The sequence below is a fragment of the Ramlibacter aquaticus genome, from assembly GCF_015159745.1.
In the GTDB taxonomy this organism is placed as follows: Bacteria; Pseudomonadota; Gammaproteobacteria; order Burkholderiales; family Burkholderiaceae_C; genus Ramlibacter; species Ramlibacter aquaticus.
On the sequence record NZ_JADDOJ010000074.1, the window covers coordinates 1 to 20,723 of the forward strand.

21 protein-coding genes and 1 pseudogene are annotated in these 20,723 nt (G+C 65.4%); 13 read left to right on the forward strand and 9 right to left on the reverse strand.

From position 1 onward, the window contains the following. Nucleotides 1-37 precede the first annotated feature (37 nt). Nucleotides 38-1,450 (forward strand): type II secretion system ATPase GspE, encoded by a 1,413-nt coding sequence (gene gspE, locus IM725_RS15600; protein ID WP_287066514.1) that lies wholly within the window; start codon nt 38-40, stop codon nt 1,448-1,450. A 99-nt stretch (nt 1,451-1,549) separates the two neighbouring features. Further along, nucleotides 1,550-2,104, forward strand: coding sequence for a hemerythrin domain-containing protein (locus IM725_RS15605; RefSeq protein ID WP_193781564.1), 555 nt, complete (start codon nt 1,550-1,552; stop codon nt 2,102-2,104). 407 nt (nt 2,105-2,511) lie between these two features. Here IM725_RS15605 and IM725_RS15610 read toward each other — a convergent pair whose 3' ends face one another. Further along, nucleotides 2,512-2,733: a hypothetical protein gene (locus IM725_RS15610; RefSeq protein ID WP_193781565.1), complete on the reverse strand. Its 222-nt coding sequence runs from the start codon at nt 2,731-2,733 to the stop codon at nt 2,512-2,514. 100 nt (nt 2,734-2,833) lie between these two features. Beyond that, nucleotides 2,834-4,000, reverse strand: coding sequence for a serine hydrolase domain-containing protein (locus IM725_RS15615; protein WP_193781566.1), 1,167 nt, complete (start codon nt 3,998-4,000; stop codon nt 2,834-2,836). Between the two features lie 230 nt (nt 4,001-4,230). Here IM725_RS15615 and IM725_RS15620 point away from each other — a divergent pair, with 230 nt between their 5' ends. From IM725_RS15620 to IM725_RS20460, 7 genes are all read left to right on the forward strand, one after another. Then, the gene (locus IM725_RS15620; RefSeq protein WP_193781567.1) at nt 4,231-5,163 is read left to right on the forward strand and encodes an FkbM family methyltransferase; all 933 of its coding nucleotides are present in this window, start codon (nt 4,231-4,233) and stop codon (nt 5,161-5,163) included. Between the two features lie 658 nt (nt 5,164-5,821). Continuing rightward, nucleotides 5,822-6,034 (forward strand): helix-turn-helix transcriptional regulator, encoded by a 213-nt coding sequence (locus IM725_RS15625; RefSeq protein WP_193781568.1) that lies wholly within the window; start codon nt 5,822-5,824, stop codon nt 6,032-6,034. Between the two features lie 563 nt (nt 6,035-6,597). After that, a complete protein-coding gene (locus tag IM725_RS15630; RefSeq protein WP_193781569.1) occupies nt 6,598-6,780 on the forward strand; it encodes a hypothetical protein in 183 nt (60 codons plus the stop codon). Nucleotides 6,781-7,488: 708 nt separating this feature from the next. Continuing rightward, nucleotides 7,489-8,238, forward strand: coding sequence for a GntR family transcriptional regulator (locus IM725_RS15635; RefSeq protein ID WP_036248516.1), 750 nt, complete (start codon nt 7,489-7,491; stop codon nt 8,236-8,238). 99 nt (nt 8,239-8,337) lie between these two features. Continuing rightward, a complete protein-coding gene (locus IM725_RS15640) occupies nt 8,338-9,150 on the forward strand; it encodes a phytanoyl-CoA dioxygenase family protein (protein ID WP_193781570.1) in 813 nt (270 codons plus the stop codon). Further along, the gene (locus tag IM725_RS15645; RefSeq protein ID WP_193781571.1) at nt 9,147-10,001 is read left to right on the forward strand and encodes a phytanoyl-CoA dioxygenase family protein; all 855 of its coding nucleotides are present in this window, start codon (nt 9,147-9,149) and stop codon (nt 9,999-10,001) included. The genes IM725_RS15640 and IM725_RS15645 overlap by 4 nt, the downstream gene beginning before the upstream one ends. Nucleotides 10,002-10,269: 268 nt before the next feature. Then, nucleotides 10,270-10,503, forward strand: a complete 234-nt coding sequence (locus tag IM725_RS20460) for a hypothetical protein (RefSeq protein WP_227753857.1) — start codon at nt 10,270-10,272, stop codon at nt 10,501-10,503. A gap of 484 nt (nt 10,504-10,987) precedes the next feature. On the opposite strand, the gene IM725_RS15655 is transcribed toward IM725_RS20460, so the two are convergent. Both IM725_RS15655 and IM725_RS15660 read right to left on the reverse strand, forming a co-directional pair. After that, entirely contained in the window at nt 10,988-11,791 is an 804-nt protein-coding gene (locus IM725_RS15655; RefSeq protein WP_193781579.1) for a dienelactone hydrolase family protein, read from the reverse strand. A gap of 213 nt (nt 11,792-12,004) precedes the next feature. Next, nucleotides 12,005-12,307 (reverse strand): putative quinol monooxygenase, encoded by a 303-nt coding sequence (locus IM725_RS15660; protein WP_182664380.1) that lies wholly within the window; start codon nt 12,305-12,307, stop codon nt 12,005-12,007. A gap of 109 nt (nt 12,308-12,416) precedes the next feature. On the opposite strand from IM725_RS15660, the gene IM725_RS15665 reads away from it, so the two are divergent. Next, the gene (locus tag IM725_RS15665) at nt 12,417-13,379 is read left to right on the forward strand and encodes a GlxA family transcriptional regulator (RefSeq protein ID WP_193781572.1); all 963 of its coding nucleotides are present in this window, start codon (nt 12,417-12,419) and stop codon (nt 13,377-13,379) included. Between the two features lie 326 nt (nt 13,380-13,705). Next, on the forward strand, nt 13,706-14,329 hold the full coding sequence (locus IM725_RS15670; RefSeq protein ID WP_193781573.1) for a tyrosine-type recombinase/integrase: 624 nt from the start codon (nt 13,706-13,708) through the stop codon (nt 14,327-14,329). 159 nt (nt 14,330-14,488) lie between these two features. Here IM725_RS15670 and IM725_RS15675 read toward each other — a convergent pair whose 3' ends face one another. Both IM725_RS15675 and IM725_RS15680 read right to left on the reverse strand, forming a co-directional pair. Next, a complete protein-coding gene (locus tag IM725_RS15675; protein WP_193781574.1) occupies nt 14,489-15,046 on the reverse strand; it encodes an isochorismatase family protein in 558 nt (185 codons plus the stop codon). Continuing rightward, a complete protein-coding gene (locus IM725_RS15680) occupies nt 15,043-15,732 on the reverse strand; it encodes a TetR/AcrR family transcriptional regulator (RefSeq protein ID WP_227753858.1) in 690 nt (229 codons plus the stop codon). Before IM725_RS15680 ends, IM725_RS15675 begins: the two co-directional genes overlap by 4 nt. A 78-nt stretch (nt 15,733-15,810) precedes the next feature. Here IM725_RS15680 and IM725_RS15685 point away from each other — a divergent pair, with 78 nt between their 5' ends. Continuing rightward, a complete protein-coding gene (locus IM725_RS15685; protein ID WP_227753859.1) occupies nt 15,811-17,430 on the forward strand; it encodes a 4-hydroxyphenylacetate 3-hydroxylase family protein in 1,620 nt (539 codons plus the stop codon). Nucleotides 17,431-17,817: 387 nt separating this feature from the next. Here IM725_RS15685 and IM725_RS15690 read toward each other — a convergent pair whose 3' ends face one another. After that, entirely contained in the window at nt 17,818-18,540 is a 723-nt protein-coding gene (locus IM725_RS15690; protein ID WP_193781576.1) for a helix-turn-helix transcriptional regulator, read from the reverse strand. Between the two features lie 140 nt (nt 18,541-18,680). Between IM725_RS15690 and IM725_RS15695 the strand changes: the two genes are divergently transcribed. Then, nucleotides 18,681-19,868 (forward strand): WG repeat-containing protein, encoded by a 1,188-nt coding sequence (locus IM725_RS15695; protein WP_193781577.1) that lies wholly within the window; start codon nt 18,681-18,683, stop codon nt 19,866-19,868. A gap of 23 nt (nt 19,869-19,891) precedes the next feature. On the opposite strand, the gene IM725_RS15700 is transcribed toward IM725_RS15695, so the two are convergent. Both IM725_RS15700 and IM725_RS15705 read right to left on the reverse strand, forming a co-directional pair. Beyond that, nucleotides 19,892-20,584, reverse strand: a complete 693-nt coding sequence (locus IM725_RS15700; protein ID WP_193781578.1) for a class I SAM-dependent methyltransferase — start codon at nt 20,582-20,584, stop codon at nt 19,892-19,894. Nucleotides 20,585-20,596: 12 nt separating this feature from the next. Further along, a pseudogene (locus IM725_RS15705) lies at nt 20,597-20,723 on the reverse strand (IS630 family transposase); the annotation flags it as partial.

Consider the following 20,723-nt stretch of genomic DNA (forward strand, 5'->3'; position numbering starts at 1 on the left):
GCCCGGCGGTGCCTGCCCCCCTGATGCGCTGATGGCCGTGCGGTACCCCCTGCCCTACGCCTTCGCGCGCAGCCACCAGATGCTGCTCGAGGATTCGGGCGGCGACATGGTGCTGTGGCTGGCCGCGCCGCCCACCACGCCGGCCTTCGGCGAAGTGGTGCGCAAGTTCCGCGTGCGCAACCTGCAGCAGCTGGACGCGGGCGCGCTCGCGCAGCGCATCAGCCAGGCCTACGCCGAGGGCGAGTCCAGCGCCGCCACCGTGGTCAGCGAGGTGCAGAACGACGCCGACCTGTCGCGCATGATGCAGGAGCTGCCGGCGGTGGAAGACCTGCTGGAGACCAGCGACGACGCGCCCATCATCCGCATGCTGAACGCCCTGCTCACGCAGGCCGCGCGCGATGGCGCCAGCGACATCCATATCGAGCCCTACGAGCGGCATTCCAGCGTGCGCTTCCGCGTCGACGGCACGCTGCGCGAGGTGGTGCAGCCCAACCGCGCGCTGCACGCGGCGCTGATCTCGCGCCTGAAGATCATGGCCGAGCTGGACATCGCGGAAAAGCGGCTGCCGCAGGACGGGCGCATCTCGCTGCGCATCGGCACCCGTGCGGTGGACGTGCGCGTGTCCACGCTGCCCAGCGCGCACGGCGAGCGCGCCGTGCTGCGCCTGCTGGACAAGAGCGAGAGCAAGCTCAGCCTGGGATCCGTGGGCATGACCGGCGCGACGCTGCGCCGCTTCCTGGAGCTGATCCAGCAGCCGCACGGCATCATCCTGGTGACCGGCCCCACCGGCTCGGGCAAGACCACCACGCTCTATGCGGCGCTTTCGCGCCTGGACGCGGGCAGCAGCAACATCATGACGGTCGAGGACCCGATCGAGTACGAGCTGCCCGGCATCGGCCAGACACAGGTCAACGCGAAGATCGACCTGGACTTCGCCAAGGCCCTGCGCGCCATCCTGCGGCAGGACCCGGACGTCATCATGATCGGCGAGATCCGAGACTACGAGACCGCGCAGATCGCGATCCAGGCCTCGCTCACCGGCCACCTGGTGCTGGCGACGCTGCACACCAACGACGCCGCCAGCGCCGTGACGCGTCTCACGGACATGGGCGTGGAGCCCTTCCTGCTCTCGTCCTCGCTGCTGGGCGTGCTGGCCCAGCGGCTGGTGCGCAAACTCTGCCCCCACTGCCGCAAGCCGGGCGACGGCGCCTGGACGCCGGTGGGCTGCGCGGAGTGCGGCCACACCGGCTACCAGGGGCGCACCGGCGTGTTCGAGCTCATGGTGGCCAACGACGCGATCCGCGCGCAGGTGCACAACCGCGCCTCGGAGGCGGAGATCCGGCAGACCGCGCTGCAGGCCGGCATGACGCTGATGCGTGACGACGGCGATCGCCTGGTGCGCGAAGGCGTGACCTCGCGCGAGGAACTGCTGCGCGTCACGCGCGATTGAGTCCGGGCGCGCGTGCGCCCGTGACCTTGACCCAGGTCAACGCGACGGCCGCCGTGGCGCGCGATGCTGTGTTGCAGCAAACGTCACGAGGACCTGGACATGTCGCTGGACCCTGTACGCGCCTGGCACGAGGAACACGCTTATTTCGCCCGCCTGCTGCAGCTGCTGCAGGCCCAGGTGGACCTGTTCCACGCGGGTGAAACGCCACAGTACCCGCTGATGCTGGACATCCTGGGCTACCTGCACGATTACGCGGACCAGGTGCACCACCCGCGCGAGGACGAGGCCTTCCGCCGCCTGCGCAAACGGCATCCCGACCAGGCGCTGATGATCGCCCGGCTCGAGCAGGAGCATCGCGTGATCGCCCGCGCCGGCACCACACTCGCGCACCTGCTCACGCAGGTGGAGGCGGGCGACGCCATCGTCCGGCGCAGCGAGATCGAGATGGCGGCAGCGACCTTCCTGGTCTATTACACCCACCACCTCGAGAAGGAAGACGGGGAGGTGCTGCCGCTGGCGGCGCGCTCGCTCACCGAGGCCGACTGGCAAGCGATCCGGGATTGCGTGAAACCGTCTCCGGACCCCCTGTTCGGCGCCCAGCCGCAGCAGCGCTTCCGCGCCCTGCGCCATCGGATCGCGCTGGAAGCGGCCTGAGCGGGTCCACGCGCTCGGGCGCGTGAGGACGGCCGGGCAATTCCACCGGCACGCTGGGGCGTCCCGGCTCATCGCCTTCGGGCGCACGGGGTTTGGGGTGGCCGGGCTGCGGGTCAGGGTTGTTTGTGGGCGGCACGCTCTCGGGCGCGGGCACGTCGCCCGCCTGCTGCGGAATGTCGTGGCCGGGCAGTTTCTCGGCCATCTCGTCGCCGATGGGGGTGCGGTCGCTGGGCATGGCGCCTCCTTGGGCCCCATTGTTGGCAGCGCGGCCCAGCCGCAGGAGCGGCGGATCGCGCGGCGTGGGGTGCGAACTGTCCTACCGGCGCTGCGCGGCCCGGGGAGCCGTGGGCATGGGGCTGGGGTGGGCGGCTTGTCTCGCCCGGTCGACGCGGCCGACCTGGCGCGACTCAGCGGGTGCTGCGGTCGCCGCCGCTGCCTGCGCTGCTGCTGCGTCGGCGACGGCGCGAGCGGCGCGGGTCTTCCTGCGGTTGCATGGCGACCATCATCTCGCTCAGGCTGAGCTTGGTCTCGGCTTCGCTGTTGACGCGTCGCTGCCGGGTGCGCAGGAACAGCCAGAGCACGACCACGCCCAGCAACACGCCGGCCAGGGCCGCGAGTGCAATCTTCATGGTTCGCTCCGAAGGCACGCCAACAACATCCCCGAGACTGTGGAGCAGAAAGGCAGGGCTGTAAAGGATTGCAAAATCCTTAAGCCAAAAGGTAAAAGTCTTACCGCGACAGGTCCTGCTGCACGGCGGCCTTGAAGCGCGGCCAGTAAGGCAGGCCGAAGCCCATGTAGCGCTGCGTCATGAGCACCAGGCCGAAGCCCTCGGCGGGAGAGAACATCCACTGCGTTCCGGACATGCCGTTCCACTGCACGTCACCGAACCTGGCCGCCGGGTCGTCCGCGCACGGCGCCCGAAACACCGAAGCGGCAAAGCTGTGGCCCCGCCCGCCCAGCGTGGGCTGGCCCGGGAAGCCGATCGTCATCGAGGCCGGGATCTGGCTCTGCGTCACCCAGGCCATCGAGGCCGGCTGCAACAGCGGTGAACCGCCGCGGGCCAGCGCCTGCACCAGCCGGGTGTAGTCGTCCAGCGAGGACACCAGGCCGCCGCCCGGATTCAGGCGGGGCGAGGGGCTGCGGTAGGCGCCGGCGTAGGGCAGGTGCTCGGCGCTTTTCAGCCCCGGGCGGGAGGGATCGACCAGGTCGCCGATGTAGTGCGCGGCCAGGCGGGACTGCTGGGCGACAGGCACGTGGAAGAAGGTGTCCGCCATTCCAAGCGGGCCGAAGATGTGCCGCTCGAAGTAGCGGTCCAGCGGCTCGCCAGACACCACTTCGACCAGGCGTCCGACGACGTCGGTGGCGACGGAGTAGTTCCAGGCCGTGCCCGGCTCGAACAGCAGCGGCAGCATGGCCAGGGTCTCCATCTGCTGCGCGAGGGTGGTCGCGGGGTTGCCGGTCTTGGCGTCGGCGTAGGCCCGCGCCACAGGCGTCTGCGGTGCGAGGAAGGGGTAGGTGAAGCCGGCCGTGTGCGTCAGCAGGTGGCGGATGCGCACCGGCTCGCGCGCCGGGCGTGCACTGTCCAGTGGCGCGTCCGGCGCGGCCAGCACCTGCAGGGCGCCCAGCGCGGGAATGTAGCGGGCGATGGGGTCGTCGAGCTCAAAGCGACCCTGCTCCAGCAGCTGCAGCGCGGCGATGCTGGTGACCAGCTTGGTGCACGAGAAGATGCGAAACAGGTGGTCCAAACGCATCTCCTCGCGCCGCTCGATATCGGCACATCCCACGCAGCCGCGGCCCACGACCTCGCCGTGGTGGATGACGGCGTAGCTGAAGCCGGGGAAGCGCTCGCTGTCGACTTCGTTCTGCAGGGCGGCGTGGGTGGCGGGGAAATTCATGGCGTTGTTCTTTTCAGTGGGTTGTGGCCGGCGGGGCGCGGCCCGGGGCCGGTGAGCACCAGCGGCATCGTCGCACCAGCGACGCCCGCAGCGTGTCGCCTGCGTGAAAGCGTCGCACCGCGTCCAGGGAAGGGCGTGGCCGCCCCTGTTGCCTGGCGCATGAACCTGCAAGAATGCCCCACGGGCGGGACAGGCATGCGCCGCCTGCCTCCTGCCTTTCCATGCCCACCATGACCGTGTCGCAATCCAAGTCCCTTCCACTGCCCTCGTTCCATCACCGCCACGGCGTTTTCGACGAGCATGTCAAAGGCCGGCTGCTGCAGATCCTGACCCGCAAGAGCCCGCGACTGTTCTTTCGGGCACGGGACCTGATCTCCACCATGCCCCAGGTCTCTGGCACGCACGAGCCAGCGATCACGGCGCTGATCGACGCCCTGGCGCAAGGCGGTTGGGGTGACTTCCTGTTCGACATCGGCGCCAACATCGGTCTGAGCTCGTGCCCGGGCGGCAAGCGTTTCAAGGCCGTGCACATGTACGAGCCCAACCCCTTGTGCGCCAACATCCTGGAGGTGAATGCAGCGATCGCGCTGGATGCGGGGCAGTACGTGGTGCACCGCTTCGGTCTGGGCGATACGGACAAGCAGGTGCCACTCACCATCCCGCGCGACAACTGGGGCGGTGCGTTCATCCGGGACGAAGGCAACGCCTACGACGCGGACGTGCTTGCCCGAAAGGACGGGTTCGCGCGCGTGGAGTCCTCGAACTACTTCAACGTCGACATTGCGGTGCGTAACGCCGAAGCGGAGATGCGCGAGCGCTTCTCGGAGCTCAGCGTGCGCGGCTTGCGACGCGGCGTCATCAAGATCGACGTGGAAGGCTACGAACCCGTGGTCTTGCGCGGCATCGCCAGGGCGCTGCCAGCCGATGTGCATGTGGTGATCGTCTTCGAGTCCTGGGACGCCCGGCTGAAGATCCAGGACATTCTCGATGTCTTCGGGGGACGCGCGACAGCCTCCAAGCTGGTGGAGAAGATGCCCTGGAAGGCGTCCTGGCCGCGGTGGATGAAATGGCTGCAGCTCGCGCGCAATGCGCCGGTGACGGCAGTGCTGGACGCGAACGAGGGCGGGGATTGGCGTGGGGACGTGGTGCTGCGGGTGGAGTGACGCGGGAGCAGGGCTGAGCCGGGGGCGGCTTGCCTCATACCGCAACTGGCAGCAGTGCAGGGGCAGCCCGGAAAGCGAAACGCCCCGCACGTGAAGCGTGCGGGGCGTGATGATCTGGTGGCCTGGGGCGGAATCGAACCACCCTGGAGAACCGCATGACTACACGGTCTCGGTGGGCACCGTCGCCGATCTTCTGCGTTTCTTTCTGCAGATGAGGGCCGGTACTCCCAGCACACCGACTTTCAGAGTCTCAAAAGCCAAGCGCGAAGTGAAGTCTAGACGGGCGACACGGGCTCGGGGGAAGGTGTTGGCGTGACGGCCGGGGAAACTAGTAGTTGCGTTGCGCCCGGGCGACAGATGACACAGTGACCAGCCTCGGTGTGCGGCCACCTACCGCCCCTTGTCTACCCCTGCTTGGGCACCACGAATCTCGGGCTGCTCGCATCAATTACTCGCCGCTGTCAAGTCTCATTCTGGTTCGCCGACAATCCGATCTAGGCAAACCTGACTATTTTGGTCAGCAAGCCCAAACGGACACGCCCGGAACAGCCGAATCGGGGGGGTGATCGCGATCCGTTGTCAAACAATCGAACATGCCAATCTGAGGCATGGCCGGCTCGGTAGGCGCTTCATCAACCCCGGCCGCAGGGAAGCCCTTATGAAGATCAACCTGTTGGAGCACAAGCTCTTGACGCGACACGAGGTGTTGGCACTCCTGAGCATCAAGAAGACCAAGCTGTACAACGACATCAAGAAGGGGTTCCTTCCTCCGCCCGTCAGGATCGGAGCCACGCGGCGCTGGAGGTTGGCTGAAATCGAGGCGTACTTGGAACTGTGGAACAGCAACAGGCGGGTCCTCGTCAGCGTCTGAGGCGCTCGCGCCTAGACAGCAAACATGACCATAAGGAGACCGGGCGACTTCGATTCGGTGGGGCTGCACCGAACTGAGGTCGTCCGTCATTGCACCCTCAGGCAACAGCTATCCCAATCCGGACCTCAGGATCAGAGCGCACTCAAAAATTTGCCGACAGGAGCTGCCGAGTGAGTTCGGTTTCGGTGCGGCAGTGTCTGCGAAAAACACTTCCGGCCGGTGCTGCATTTCGAGAGCCTGAGTGAGGGTTCAGCTACCAGCGACACCGCAGCAAGATCAGCCCGATGCCCACTCGCTTTGCTGCAGTGCTTCGGAACGCTCGTGCGCATCGGCCCGTGATGGCAAAACGCTTCAGGGCGCGCTCATTTTGCGAGTAAAAATATCTCAGGGAGCACCGTGGGGCGACGAGATGAGCCCGACGCGAGCTCCGTCGCCCTTCAGCACCGAGGCGTGATGCACACGAAACTTGTGGCACCAAGCGCAGGACTTTGCCGGCAACGTCTGGTTCCTCATCCTTCTGGGCAGCGCAAGCCCCGCGCAGCGTTCACATGTCAAAGCAGACAGTGCACCTGAGCATCACCCTCTTGGCAGGGCATCCGCTCGTCACGCTCCTTTTCGAAGAGTTGCAGGCCAAGCATCTGGAAGAGTACCTGAACACTGCTGAACCGGACGTTCGGACGTTCGCGACGACCGGCCGGTATGCAGCGGTTGCGGTCCGTCGCCTCCAGCAGCCCTATTCACGCTGAATGGCACTAAGCTGCCATTGAGCCCGGCGACCAGTGCAAGCTCGAAAGGCCACTGTCAGAGGTGAAGCGGTCGTACGACCTCACGCGCCCGGCCAAGGCCTCAATGACCGCTGCTGTGCGGCGCGAACTGGGAGTACCGACCCAAACCGGCCGGACGCGCTGCTCCAAAGCGGTCGGCCGGCAGGCCATCGCTCTTGCGGTCTCACCACCATGAAGCGGACGTTCGTGGTCTCACTCACCCGGCCAGATGCGGCCACCCGTCGACGACCGCTTTCGGGCAGCCGATGTCATACCGTCAGGTGAGCTCCTGACTTCGAGCACACCCAGGAATGTGCGATTAACAACTTGTGCCCTTCAACGGGCGCAAGGCTCGGCGCCCACAGGCTGGCCGGCAAGAACACGCTCACCCAGAACGATCACCAGCAGCGCTAGGCGAGGGCTCGCTGTGGCCAAGCGACGAATCACGGCTAAAGATCTTCGCGCACTTTCCGTAATGATTGCTGCGATTCACACGACCGAGACGCCTACCAGCCAAGGTTCGCGAACGGAGAACTTTGAAGAACGTGGGCGCGCAGTTTCGCGGCAAAACAGGCACCGTACGCCGGGAGCGTCGCGAGGCGAACACACGGAGATGTGCGCCCCTCGCGGCGCAGAAAAGCAGGTGAGATCTTCGACGGTCCGGCGGCGGCTCGTACACTTCGCCTGCTCATGCGAAAAACCAACTTGCCAGCGAGCCATCGTGGCCGTACCCCCGGCGCTCCCACCAGGAATACAGCGCCAGCATCGCTCAGCGACGAAGGCGCGGCGGCGCCCGGCGATTGGGGCTTGACGCTTAACGAGAAGGCCTACCAGCGCCTCGAGGAACTCATCGTCACGCTGCAGCTGGCGCCGGGCAGCGTGGTCTCGGAGGCAAGCCTCAGCGCACTCATCGGAATCGGCACGACACCGATTCGGGAAGCGTTACAGCGCCTGTCGCGCGAGCACCTCGTGCAGATTCTGCCGCGTCGCGGGGTCGTGGTCACCCAGATCGATCTTCGCCGGCAGCTGCTGGTGCTGGAGACGCGTCGCGAGCTGGACCGACTGATCGCCCGCCTTGCCGCGCGCCGGGCCACGGTCGCCGAGCGCCAGCGCATGGCGACGATTGCCCGGCAAATGGCCAGGGCCGTGAAGGCCGGCGCGGTGGCCGATTTCCTGCAGTGCGATGCCGAAATGAATGCGATGGCGGCGCACGCGGCCCGCAACGAGATCGCCGCCCAGTCTGTCGCCGCGCTGCACGCGGTCTCGCGGCGCTTCTGGTTCTTCCACCAGGCGGTGTGGCCCGGCACGGAACGCACGATGCAGCTCCATGTGAGCCTGGCCGAGGCGCTCGCCTCCGGCGTCGAAGCTGCGGCGGTAGCGGCCAGCGACGCCCTGATCGACGACCTGGACAGCTTCTCGCGCAGCACGGTCGCGCCGTGACACCGATCGACCCTGTGACGAGCGGGGAGGATTGTTCTGGAACTTGACTGGCATGCCAGTGCTGTGCCATCGTTCCGACGTCATTCAAGGCAACCATCCATGCAACTCTCAACCGACCAACTCGCGCGCTACCGCCGCGACGGCTTCATCGTCCTGCCCGAACTGCTGGCGCCGGCGGAAGTCGCGGCCATGAAGGCCGAACTCCAGCGGCTGCAAGGCATCGACACCGACCACCTCGTGCGCGAACGTGTCGGCGGCGTGGCCAAGACGATCTACCGCGTCCACGAGGCGGACGGGCCAACCGCCTCACCGCCGTTCCACGCCGCCGCGCGCGCCCCTCGGCTGCTCGCCCCGGCCCGGCAACTGCTCGGCGACGAGTCGCTCTACGTCTACCACACCAAATGCAACCTGAAGACCGCCATCGATGGCTCGGTGTGGGCTTGGCACCAGGACTACGGGACGTGGCGGCGCGACGGCGTGCCCGAGGCGAACCTGACGACCGCGCTCCTCATGCTCGACGAGCCTACCGAGATCGGCGGCTGCCTCTATTTCATTCCGGGCTCGCACCGGGTCGGCAACCTCGAACCCGAGTTCGACGAAAGCACCGGCTACAAGTTCTTCGTCGTGCCCAAGCCGACGCTGCTCGAGATCATGCAGCGCAGCGCCGAGCCGGTCCCGATCGTCGGCAAGCCGGGTACGGTGGTCTTCTTCCATCCCAATCTCCTCCATGCCTCGGGCCACAATCTCAGCCGGCACGACCGTTGGCAGGTCTATATCGTCTACAACACTGTCGCGAACAAGCCCGAGGCCGTGCCTGCACCGCGGCCCGACTACGTGCGCTCGACGAACGTAGCGCCCCTGCAGATGGGCAGCGACAAGATCACCACTCAACCTGCACGGGAGACGGCATGACGATCCCGTCGTCCGACGCCATCGCGCACTATCGCGAGACCGGCTACCTCGAACTGCGCAACGTCGTCGAGTCAACGGCGCTGCAGCGCCTGATCGCGACGACCGATCGGCTGCGAGAGGCCGGGCGCGGGCTCGTGGCCGGGACCCGGCACTACGACCTGGAGCCGGGGCACAGCCCGGATGCGCCGCGCATCCGCCGCATCGCCAGCCCGACCGAGCTCGACGAGGTCTACGTCGAGCTTGCCTTCGGCGAGGTGCTTGGCGGCATTGCCGCTGCCTTGATCGGCGGTCCGGTGAAGTTCTATCACTCGAAGATCAACTTCAAGCTTCCGCACGGCGGGGCCGAGATCGGCTGGCATCAGGACTGGTCAGTGTTCCCGCACACCAACACCAACCTGGTGGCCATCAGCCTGCCGTTGAACCCGTCGCGGCGCTTGAACGGCTGCTTGCGCACGATTCCCGGCACGCACCGGCAAGGCCCGCGCAGCCACTGGGACGGCGGTCGCTACCTGCTGAACTGCAACGCGCAGACGACTCCGGAGGAGGTCTCCCGCGCCGTCGACAGCGAGCTCGATCCGGGTGACATCGTGGCCCATCACGGACTCGTGGTGCACGGCTCCGCGCCCAACCGGTCGGAGACGATGCGAACGACGTGGATCATCCAGTACGCCGCGGCCGACGCCTTCGCCTACACCGCGCCGGTGATCGACAGCATCCATCGCAACCGCATGGTGCATGGTGAGCCATCGCGCTTCGCCCGCGTCGAGGCTGGTTCCATCGAATTGCCGCCCGACTTCTCGGCCGGGTACTCCGGCATCTACACACTGCAGGACGCGCCAGCGGCGAGTTGAACGCACGCGCGCATCGGGCCACTGCCGCCAGCGCCAGTCGAATCGCCGGCACGTATTAACCCTATTGGCCGAATCCGCTTGAACGCTATGCCGCAAGACACCATTCACCTAGAGCCCGACGCTTCGTCGCGGTGTCTTCCGCCGTAAAGATATTCCAGGGGCGCTTCGGCCGTGTGGCGCTGCTGGACATGGACGCACTCCGGTCGGCCACGCCCATCACCACTGCCACATCCTGATCTAGGCGGGTGGGGCCGACGGTGCGGTCAGCGTGCGCGGCGAGCGCGCGCCATTGGCCGACGACTCGGCCGTGCTCGTCAACGCCTGGGAACACCATGCCTACGAGTACCCGGCCCCGCAGGGCCAGCGCACGCTGGTTCTGGCGCTCTACATCGAGCCCGGCTGGCTGGCCGATCTGCAGCGTTCGCTGGCGCTCTCGGGGCACCCAGGCTTTTTTCCGCAATCCTGCGTCCGCATCTCGCCGGCCACGCGCAAGATCACCTAGGAGTTTGTGCTCGAGCTGTGGTGGGCCGACGAGGTGTCGCCGGCGCGTATCGAAGACCTGCTATTCAAACCATCGCCACCGGCGGCTTGCTGCGCAGCAGGCTGTCCAGGTCACGCCAGCCCCAATAGCTCTGAGGCTGGGCAAGCCGACGGCCGTTGCGGTGGGTGGAGTGGCGCGATGTCAGCTTTGCAGCTGTCAATATGTTGACCCGACCAGCAGCAATGGGTCGACCCTCGACGGTCGCCGCGCCAGGATTACCGCCGCAGAGCTGTCGTTGCCGGTGAGCTACGAGCAAGCAGCCCTTCGTGAGCTGACGGCCTCGACCCTGAGGGGACATTCGCTGTCCTGATCTCGCCACCTTGAAGCTACCGGCTGAACGCCCCTCCAGGCAAGTCGGTGCAAGCCGCAGCGGCACTGCCACGATCTTTAATTGCCGTGTGCGCGGGTTGATGCACTGCCGGCGGCGGGGCTGTGCATCCTGGCGTCAGACGCGGTACTTCTTGAACCAGTCGCCCGCCAGCTTTTGCGCGTAGGTGGCGTCGGCCTTGTCGTAGGTGGGCCGGTAATCGGCGTTGAAGCCGTGGTCGACGTTTGGGAACACCACGATCTCCGAGCCGCTGCCGGCCTTGTTGATCAGGCCGCGCATCTTGGCGATGGTCTCCTGCTTGACGAAGGCGTCGATGCCGGAATACAGGCCCAGCACCGGCACCCTGATCTCGTCGGCGAAGTCGATCGGGTCCTGCGGGCGCAGCTCGGGCGTCTTCAGGCCTTCGAGCAGGCCGTAGTACGCCACGGCGGCGTTCAGGTTGCCGTTGTGGCGGGCGTAGACCCAGGCCGTGCGACCGCCCCAGCAGTAGCCCACTAGGCCGGTGCGCTTGGCGTCGGCGTGGCCGCTGGCGCGTGCAAAGGCAAGGGTGGCGTCGAGGTCGGCGCAGACCTGGGCGTCGGGCACCTTGGACACCACCTGCGACAGGATGGCCGGGATGTCGGTCATCCTCGACACATCGCCCTGGCGGGCGAACATCTCGGGCGCGATGGCGAAGTAGCCCATCTTGGCGTAGCGGCGGCACATGTCCTTGATGTGCTCGTGCACGCCGAAGATCTCCTGCACCACCAGCATCACCGGGAACTTGCCGGGGCCAGCCGGCATAGCCCGGTAAGCCGGGATCTTGCCGTCGGCGACCGTGATGCTGACCTCGCCGGCTATCAGCCCCTTGCTGTCGGTGGTGATGGCTTGGGCCAACACGGGGTTGGACGCGATGGCAAAGCCCGAGGCCAGCGACGTCATCACGAAGCCGCGCCGCGAAAAGCCTGCGTCGGTCTTGTTGGCCGTTGCGGCAGGGTGGTTGAAGTCGATCGGTTAGAGCCTGTCGCCCATCAATTTCATGAAGGCTCCTGTGGTGGTTGAAGAATGTGGGTTTCCGCCTGGGCTGCTGCGCAGTCGAGTCAGGACGAAGCCTGTGTCGGTGCGGCGGTGCGTGCGGTGATGGGTGCCGACTTATCAGCCCGGCAACTTCGCCGCCAGCAGATCGATTTTCTCGATGATTGGCGGCGTGCTCAGCAGCGCAGCGGCGTTGGCCATCAATGCGGTGGCGATGGCGCCGTGCAGGTGGGCCTCGCGCCCGGCCTCGTCAGCAAAGGCGTCAAACACGCCGAAGGTCGAGGGGCCGAACTTCAAGGCGAACCAGGCGGTGGTGCCCGACTCCGCGTTGGCGAGCGGCAGCGCCCCGGCCAGGAATTCGGCAACCGCGGCCTCCTGGCCGGGTTTGGCTTCGAGACGGACGAACAGGGCGAACTTGGTCATGGCGTGATCCTTGGTCTTTACGGGTGGGTGCTTCAACGAACCCGCAGCCTAAGCGGTGTTGGCAATTTCCACGAGTGGCAGGAAAGACAATATTGATATCATTTCTGCCATGCGAATTCACCTGCTTGTCTTGGATGGCGTGTTCGACCTGGGCTTGGCGGCCCTGACCGACACACTCAGCACGGCCAACGCACTGGCGGGCTCGCTCGAACAGCCGCCAGCGCCTATCGAGGTCACGCTGGTCGGCGTGCGGCGCCGCGTGCGCACGGCGCAAGGTCTGACAGTGCCCGTGGTGCCAGTGCACGGTGCGCAGAACCCCGACGTCGTGCTCGTGCCCGCGCTCGGCGCCAAGATGCCGGACACGCTCGCGGCGCGCCTGGGCCGTGCTGACGTGGCCGACGCGGTGGTCGCGTTGCGGCGGTGGTCGGGCGCCGGAGCGCTTGCCGGCGCCGCATGCACCGGCACCTTCTTGCTGGCGGAAAGCGCGCTGCTGGACGGTCAGCGCGCCACCACGTCATGGTGGTTGGCGCCGATGTTTCGCCAGCGCTATCCGCGCGTGTTACTTGATGACTCCCGCATGCTCGTCAACTCGGCCGGCTTCACCACGGCCGGCGCCGCCTTGGCGCACCTCGATCTGGCCTTGTGCATCGTGCGCAACTGCAGCCCGAAGCTGGCGGCGATGGCTGCGCGATACCTGCTGGTCGAGGCACGAGGCTCGCAAGCGGAGTTCGTGATCCCCGATCACCTTGCCCACGCCGACCCGGTAGTCGAGCGCTTCGAAAGCTGGGCCCGCCAGCGGCTCGCGCACGGGTTCTCTCTTGCACAGGCGGCCGTCGCAACAGGGACCAGCGAGCGCACATTGGCGCGACGCCTGCAGGGCGTGTTGGGTAGGTCACCACTGTCGTATTTCCAGGATCTGCGCGTCGAGCGTGCTGTTCATCTGCTGCGCACCAGCACCGACAGCGTCGACCAGATCGCCGCGCAGATCGGCTACTCCGACGGCGTGACCCTGCGCGCCTTGTTGCGACGCAAGCTGGGCCGCGGCGTGCGGGAGTTACGCGCCGGCGGCTGATCGGATTTGCACTGGGCCGCCCGCCGGAGCATTGAACCGCCCAGAAGCAGTCATCTCCCAATGCCTGCTCCTGGCCGGGTCGAGCCGATGGCGGCCCCAGACTCAGCGCCGGAAACCTGTCGTTCATGCGCTCGACGCGGTTGCGCCCGGGTGCACGAGGCGACCGGCCGTTTGTGGCCGGGACCGTGAGTACGCTGGGACCGCCGACAGCGGCCGTTCACAGCTCAAGGCCAAGAGCACACTGGGCAAGAGGGTTGACGGCGAGCAAGGACTTGGATCGGACACCGGTTCATCGTCTTCGCCCCTCAACCCGACTGGAGACCGTCATGGAATCCATTGCCAGCACCGTTCGCCGCGAGCCGTGGAACAAGGGCAAGATCGTTGGGCAGAAGGCGCCGTTCAAGCTCAAGGACATCTGGGCGCTTCGCATCCGGCTGCAGATGGAGGGCCGGGTTCGCGAACTGGCCCTGTTCAACCTGGGCATCGACAGCAAGCTTCGGGGCTGTGACCTGGTGGCCCTCAAGGTTCGCGATGTCTGCCACGGTGACCAACTGGCGTCTCGTGCCATCGTTATGCAGCACAAGACGCAGCGCCCAGTGCAGTTTGAAATCACTCCGGCAACAAGGGAGGCCGTCCAATCATGGATCAAGCTGGCCGCCCTGAAATCCGACGACTACCTTTTCCCGAGCCGGATCCACAACTCGCCGCATCTCGGTACGCGGCAGTACGCCCGGATACTCGGGGACTGGGTTCACGATCTCGGCCTGGACCCCGCCGACTACGGCACTCACTCAATGCGGCGCACGAAAGCCACCTTGATCTACCGACGTACGAAGAACCTGCGGGCCGTCCAACTGCTCCTGGGTCACTCCAAGCTCGAATCGACCGTCCGTTACCTCGGCATCGAAGTCGACGATGCCCTGGAGATCTCGGAACAAACCGAGATCTGAAGGCGGGCTGAGCCCGGTCGCGCCGCAACACTGGTCAAACTCGGCGCGGCCGTTCCTGTGCGGCAGCTTCCTGGTTGCTCCACGGCCTCACGGTCCCGGCCAGAAGCGGCCTGACGCCAGTGGTGTTCCCCTTACCCCGCTTCCGGTCGCCCGGCTCAATCAGCCAGCGGCCTTGATGAGCTTCAGGACATCCCGGAACTTCGGGTGCCGGCAATCGCCAAGCCACTCAAACAGCACCATCTCGTGCGTCACGACCGTCGCGCCCGCCTGAGATAGCCGAGCCATGGCCGCTGAGTGATCCGCCTGACGTCGCGAACCGCTCGCATTCGCAACCACCCAGACGCGCTTGCCCGCACGCAGCAAGCCCAGCGCCGTCTGCATCATGCAGACGTGGGCCTCGCATCCAGCGACGACGACCTGATTGCCCATCGGCTTCGCATCATGCAGTGCTTCGATCAGTCCATCTGCACAGGCATCGAAATGCGTCTTGGCCAGCGTGGCCTGGCATTCGGCCCGGATCTGCTCGACGTTCGGACCGAGGCCCGCCGGGTTCTGTTCGGTCCCGACGACAGGAATGTCCAGCGCATGGGCCGCCTGCGCCAACAGGACGCCGTTAGCAACCACTGCAGCAGCGTCGTGAATGGCCGGCATCAGTCGGGCTTGGTAGTCCACCAGCACCAGCACGCAGTCCCTCGCGTTCACGGCGTCCAAGTTCATGCCTCCCCTGCGCTTCCTCCGCGGCCCGACGCGCGGCCCAGCAGTTGCCGAAGGTAGGTGTCGAAGAGGTCCTGCGACGCCTGCTTGAACATCCGGATCCGGCCCGTGTGGCTGAGCACGAGCAGGCCGACCGTGTGCGCGAACAGCGCGGTCACCTCTTCCAGCGCGCGCTTCGGGGGCAGCCCCAGTGCCTGCAAGGCATCCTGGATCGGCTGCAGCGCGTCACGAAGACGCGCGTTCAGCTTCTCGTTCAACTCGGGCGTCAGACCACGGGGATTCATGCCCTGGAACAGGTAGAAGCCAAGGTCCAGATCACGCGGGTTCTCGCGGTAGAAGTCGAAGAACGCCGTTGCCGCAAGTCGCACATGCTCGACTGCGCCGGTGCGGCCGTCGAGGGCGGCCTGCACCTGCGCATTCAGCCGCTCCAGCGATTCCGACAGCAGGGCACCGTACACCTCTTCCTTGCTGGCGAAGTAGCTGTAGATGGCGCCCACGGTGTAGCCGGCACGCTGCGCGATCTCGCGCATGCTGGTCTTCTCCATGCCCAGGTCGAAGAACGCCGAGCGTGCCGCGTCCAGCACCGCGCGGCGCCGAACGTCGGCCAGCGCCTGCTTGAGCATCGCGCGCGGCTGGGCCGCAGCCTTCCTGGCAGCCGGGCGGCGGGAGGTCGTCGTCGATGTGGCCATGGGCCATTGTAAACGTTGATCACTCACATGGAACAGTGTTTAACATAGATGCTCAATGTTCAATGCCTGGAGACAACCATGCCTGCCGCTTCCTCCGACGCTGCCACCAAAGTCAACCTGATGTCCGGCGACGCCTACCGCGAGTCGCTGCGCCGCTACAAGCCGAAGGTCTTCGTCGATGGTCGCGAGGTGGCCAGCGTGGTCGATGATCCGTCGCTTCGCCCCGGTGTCAACGCCCTTGCATTCACCTACGACTACGCTCTGCGCGCTGAACTGGAGCCGATTGCACTGGCCACCCAGACCCGCCGCAATCGGGTCGTCAGCCGCATGCTGCACGTCAACGAGTCGGCCGGTGACCTGCTGAACAAGCTGGAGGCCGTGCGGGTGCTGTGCCAGGAGACCGGCTGCGCGCAGCGCTACCTGGCGCACGACGCGCTCAACGGCATCGCCCAGGCCACGGCTCGCATCGATGACGCCAAGGGCAGCACCGAACACCGCGGCCGTTTCGAGGCATTCCTGGCCCATGTGCAAGACAACGACCTGTCGCTGGGCATCGCGATGACCGACGCCAAGGGCGACCGCAGTCGCAAGCCGCATCAGCAGGCCAACGCCGACACCTATGTTCATGTCGTCGAGCGCAGTGCCAAGGGCATCGTCATCAGCGGCACCAAGGCCATCGTCACCGGCGGCCCGTACATGCACGAGTTCCTCGTCATGCCCAGCCGCAACATGGGCCGCGAGGACGCCGACTTCGCGGTGTGCTGCGCAGTGCGTGTGGACGAGCCGGGCATCACCATCGCGTCCCGCCCGGCAGGTCGACCGGGCGAGAAGGTCGAGCATGGCGAGGCGCTGTTCTCGCGCAAGTACGGCCAATCGACCGCGGTGGTGATCTTCGACCGCGTGTTCGTGCCCTGGAACCGTGTCTTCTTCGCCGGCGAGTGGGAGCACAGCCATGTGCTGACCTACAGCTACGCCACGCACCACCGGCACAGCTGCATCGCCGCCCGCGCCGGCTTCGGTGACCTGCTGATCGGCGCGGGCGCGCTGATGTGCGAGGCCAACGGGCTGGACCCGAGCAAGAAGAGCAACCTGCGCGACCCGATGGTCGAGCTGATCACCATCACCGAGAGCTTTTTCGCCTGTGGCGTGGCGGCCAGCGTCTACGCGGAGAAGGACCAGAACAGCGGCTCGTTCATGCCCGAGCCGGTGTTCAGCAACATCGGCAAGCTGCTGCTGGCGACCAAGATCTACGACATGCACCGCATCGCGCACGAGGTGTCAGGTGGTCTGATCGTGGCGTTGCCCGGCCCGGACGAGGACCACAACCCGGCCACGGCCGCGAAGCTGTCCGAGGTGCTGCAGGCGGCGCCCGACATCCCCTACGACAAACGCATCCAGACGGCGCGCTTCATTGAGGACCTCACGGCGTCCTACCAGGGGGGCTGGTACTCGGTGATCAGTCTGCACGGCGGCGGCTCGCCCGCGGCGATGAAGCAGGAGATCTGGCGCAACTACCCGGTGGGGTCAAAGGTGGAACTCGTGGAGCGTCTGCTGGAGCGCGGCGTGCTGCATGACGAAAAGCGAGCCATCACAAAGAACCGGCAGCCAGGGAAGTGCTGCGACACCGGCTGCACCACGCCGGGCCAACCGGTGATGGTGGCGTTGCCCGAAAGTCGGCGAGTCGGCGTTGCGGATTGAACGACGGCTCCCGCGGGTCGGCCCATTGCCGCGAACTTCCGCTGGGGGCCGTCCACGACCCGCCAGCGGCTGAGAAAGCAGTCATCCAGGTCGCGTCGATCGACTCCCAGCCGCTTGTCATCAATGTTGGGGACGAAGGGTCGGTTTCAGAGTGAAGCCGCCGGACTGCCGGCTGAGCGTTGAAAGTCGGCTTGCCGCCACCGCCGCCATTCGCCGGGGGAATCCGACCGACAGCACCCAGTCTGGACCCGTCTTTCCAGTCGGCGCGCCGAATGTCTGGTTCCGACCCAATACAGAGGTGACGGCCGGAATGACGCCCCGGAGAGGCATTTCCAGTTCGAGCGCGTCAAGCATGCCCTAACGGACTCGGTTGCTCCGATCAGGTCACTAGGTGAGAAAACCCAACCGAAGGGCCTTGGCGACAGCTGCAACACGATTACTCGTTCCAAGCTTGTCAGCGGCGTTCTTCAAATGGAAGTTGACGGTGTTCTCGCTTACGCCAAGGATCTCGCCCACCTGGGTGGAACTCTTGCCCTCCATCACCCAACGCAGAACCTCTGTTTCCTTAGCAGTTAGATCCGTTCCGCCAAGCGCCTCGTTGCGGAGCTTGGGAAGAAAGATCCGCTGCGCCACCTCGCTTGCTTCATTTGCGAGTTGCTGAACAAAACCAAGATAGGTTCGTGCAAGTCCGTTGGACAACGCGCAGCTCGTGTCGAATGAGACGGTGAATTGCACCCGAGGAAAAAGGTTGACCGCCGCATTCACTCCCACTCGGTAGCCATAGGGCGCCATCAGATCCCATATGTCTGCCGCACCCGCTTCTGCGTAGAGGTCGAGATTGGTAAGCAGCGGAACACGGCTGCGTTCAAAGTGCTGAGTGCAGGGATCGCGCTTGGTGCGGCCCGGGCCAAGAGTGCCCATCTCGTGAAGCAGCTGCTCGGGAAGGTTGTCAACCGCAGTCATCGCCAGGGTCTTGCCCTCAGACCCGGCAATCCGAAGGGTCGCGCTGAAGCGCTCAAAACCCAGATTCGCAGCCGCAGCCTCCAACGCGGCCGCGAATTGTTCCCGATTTTCAATGTCAGGGCTGATTAGCGTGGAGACAGGCCGCATTCAACTACCAAATCTTGCAGGTGACGGCTGTCGGTCCAGCCGCGAACAATTCGCCTGCTACGGGATGCTACAGGAGTGCGAACCCTTCATCCCGGCGCATCAAGAAGAGTACTCATTAAGTAAACGTATTGAAGCGCTCCATGATGATCACCAGGCCGGCCGTGCATGTCTTGTTGATTGCGGTCATAACCACGGCTCTCGCCGGATGCAAGCACGGCGCAGAGCTGACCAGAACAGACTTGGACGTGCCCGCACACGCCACGAACGGCACTGAAACGGAGGGAGCGTTCAATGGCATCTCCATGGTCACGCCGGCGACGGGGCAACTGGTGATACCTGCCAAATACAGGTCAGCCCTGGACTTTTCTGAGGGCTTGTCCGCAGTCGATGATCAGGGGCGCTGGGGCTACATCGACCGGCATGGACGTTGGGTTGTCCGGCCGCAGTTCCTGGCTGCTTCATCCTTCAGCGAAGGCTTAGCTGTCGTCAAGCTGGATGAAGGCGACAAGGGCATGGCGTACATCGATGCCACTGGAAGCGTCGTCCTGAAGCCCTCAATGCCGGTCATTTGGAACTTCAGCCAGGGTTTGGCCGCATTCAGGACAGCAGCTGGACGTTGGGGTTTCATGGACATGAGGGGACGGCCAGAGATACCTGCCAGGCTCGACAGCGTCACGCCTTTTGAAGCTGACAACAGGGCAGTCGTCCAGATGGGCGAATCTGGGTTCGAGGGATGGGGAGTCATTGACAAGAAGGGGCGCTTCGTTGTTCCACCGGTGAATGACAAGATCGGCCGCCTGGGGGAAGGCCTGCGGTACGTGCGCGACCATCTGAATGTTGTGCGATTCGTGGATTCAGACGGTCACGCAGTGATCAAGGGGGAATGGTCTGACGCCAAACAGTTCAGTGAAGGTCTGTGCCCCGTTGAAGCGGATGGCAAATGGGGCGCCATCGATCGGCATGGCCAGTGGGTCATCCCGGCGCGCTATGAGGAGTTGGAGCCATTCAGCCAGGGGCGCGCAGCATTCAGGACGACCTTGGAAGGAAATCAGCGGTGGGGCTTCGTGGATACCAGGGGGACGGAGATCATCAGCCCGACCTTCTCAGCCGACTTACGGCCTGGCCCCTTCAACGAGGGCTTGGCACGCGTTGCCGCGGAAGCAAAGGACGGTCCGCTCGCCGGGTACATCGGTTTGGATGGCACCTTTGTGATTCCGCCGAAGTTCCAACTGATGGAGTACGCAGCAGAAGGAACGTACAAGCAGCATATGGCAGCCGTCCCGGTGGTTGTAGGCCAAGATACGCGCTGGGGCTTTCTCGCGCGCTGACAGGACCCAAAACCTGGACGCTTTCAACCAGGCGACTTGAAGCGCGCAGGGCGGGCGACGATCAGCAAGTCGTCTTGGTCTGCCTCGGATTGGCGCGGGGTCACGGTGAGATGCTCAATGGAGAAACCGGCCGCCTCGATTTCCTGAGCCACAGAATCAGGCGTACCGATATGCCGAACAGGAACACCCTTGGCAAATAGTGTCTGGGTCGTTGGGTCGAAGTTGTCCCGTCGGAGCGGATCCAGCACCTCTCCCACCATAGACACCACGTAGAAGCGTCCTTCGGGCGCGATAACGCGCCGGACCGAGCGAAGGCACAACGCTCTGTCGTTCCCGATGATGCAATGCAGGCAGTGGCCGTCTACGACGTGCTGAAACTCAGCATCCGCAAGGCCATCCAGGGTCACCACATCTCCGCAGCGGAAGTCTGCGGCCAGGCCACGCTCCAGTGCAATTTCGCGCGCCCAGTCGATCGCAGCAGGGGAAATGTCTATCCCGACCACGCTGAAACCATGCCTCGCCAGGATGTGGCTGAGGTTCCCAGCCCCACACCCGAGTTCTAGAACCTTGGGAGCCATTGCTGGTCCAGGAGTGGTAAGCCAAGGCCTGAGCAACTCAAACACTTCCTCCTGCTCGCCGGGGCGCCCCCAGCCGTGGGCGCGCTGAGCACGCAAGCGTTGGTAAACCTGGTCATGGGCCGCATATGGACTGTTCATGGCGCCAAGATACTAGTGTCCTGTCCCGGTAATTCGTGCGCAGAGGCGAGCGAGTTTTTCGAGGATTGAATCCGCGGTGGCCGTCCAGGTGAACGGCTTGCAGTTCTCGTTGTACTGCCTGACGAAGCTGTCGATCTTT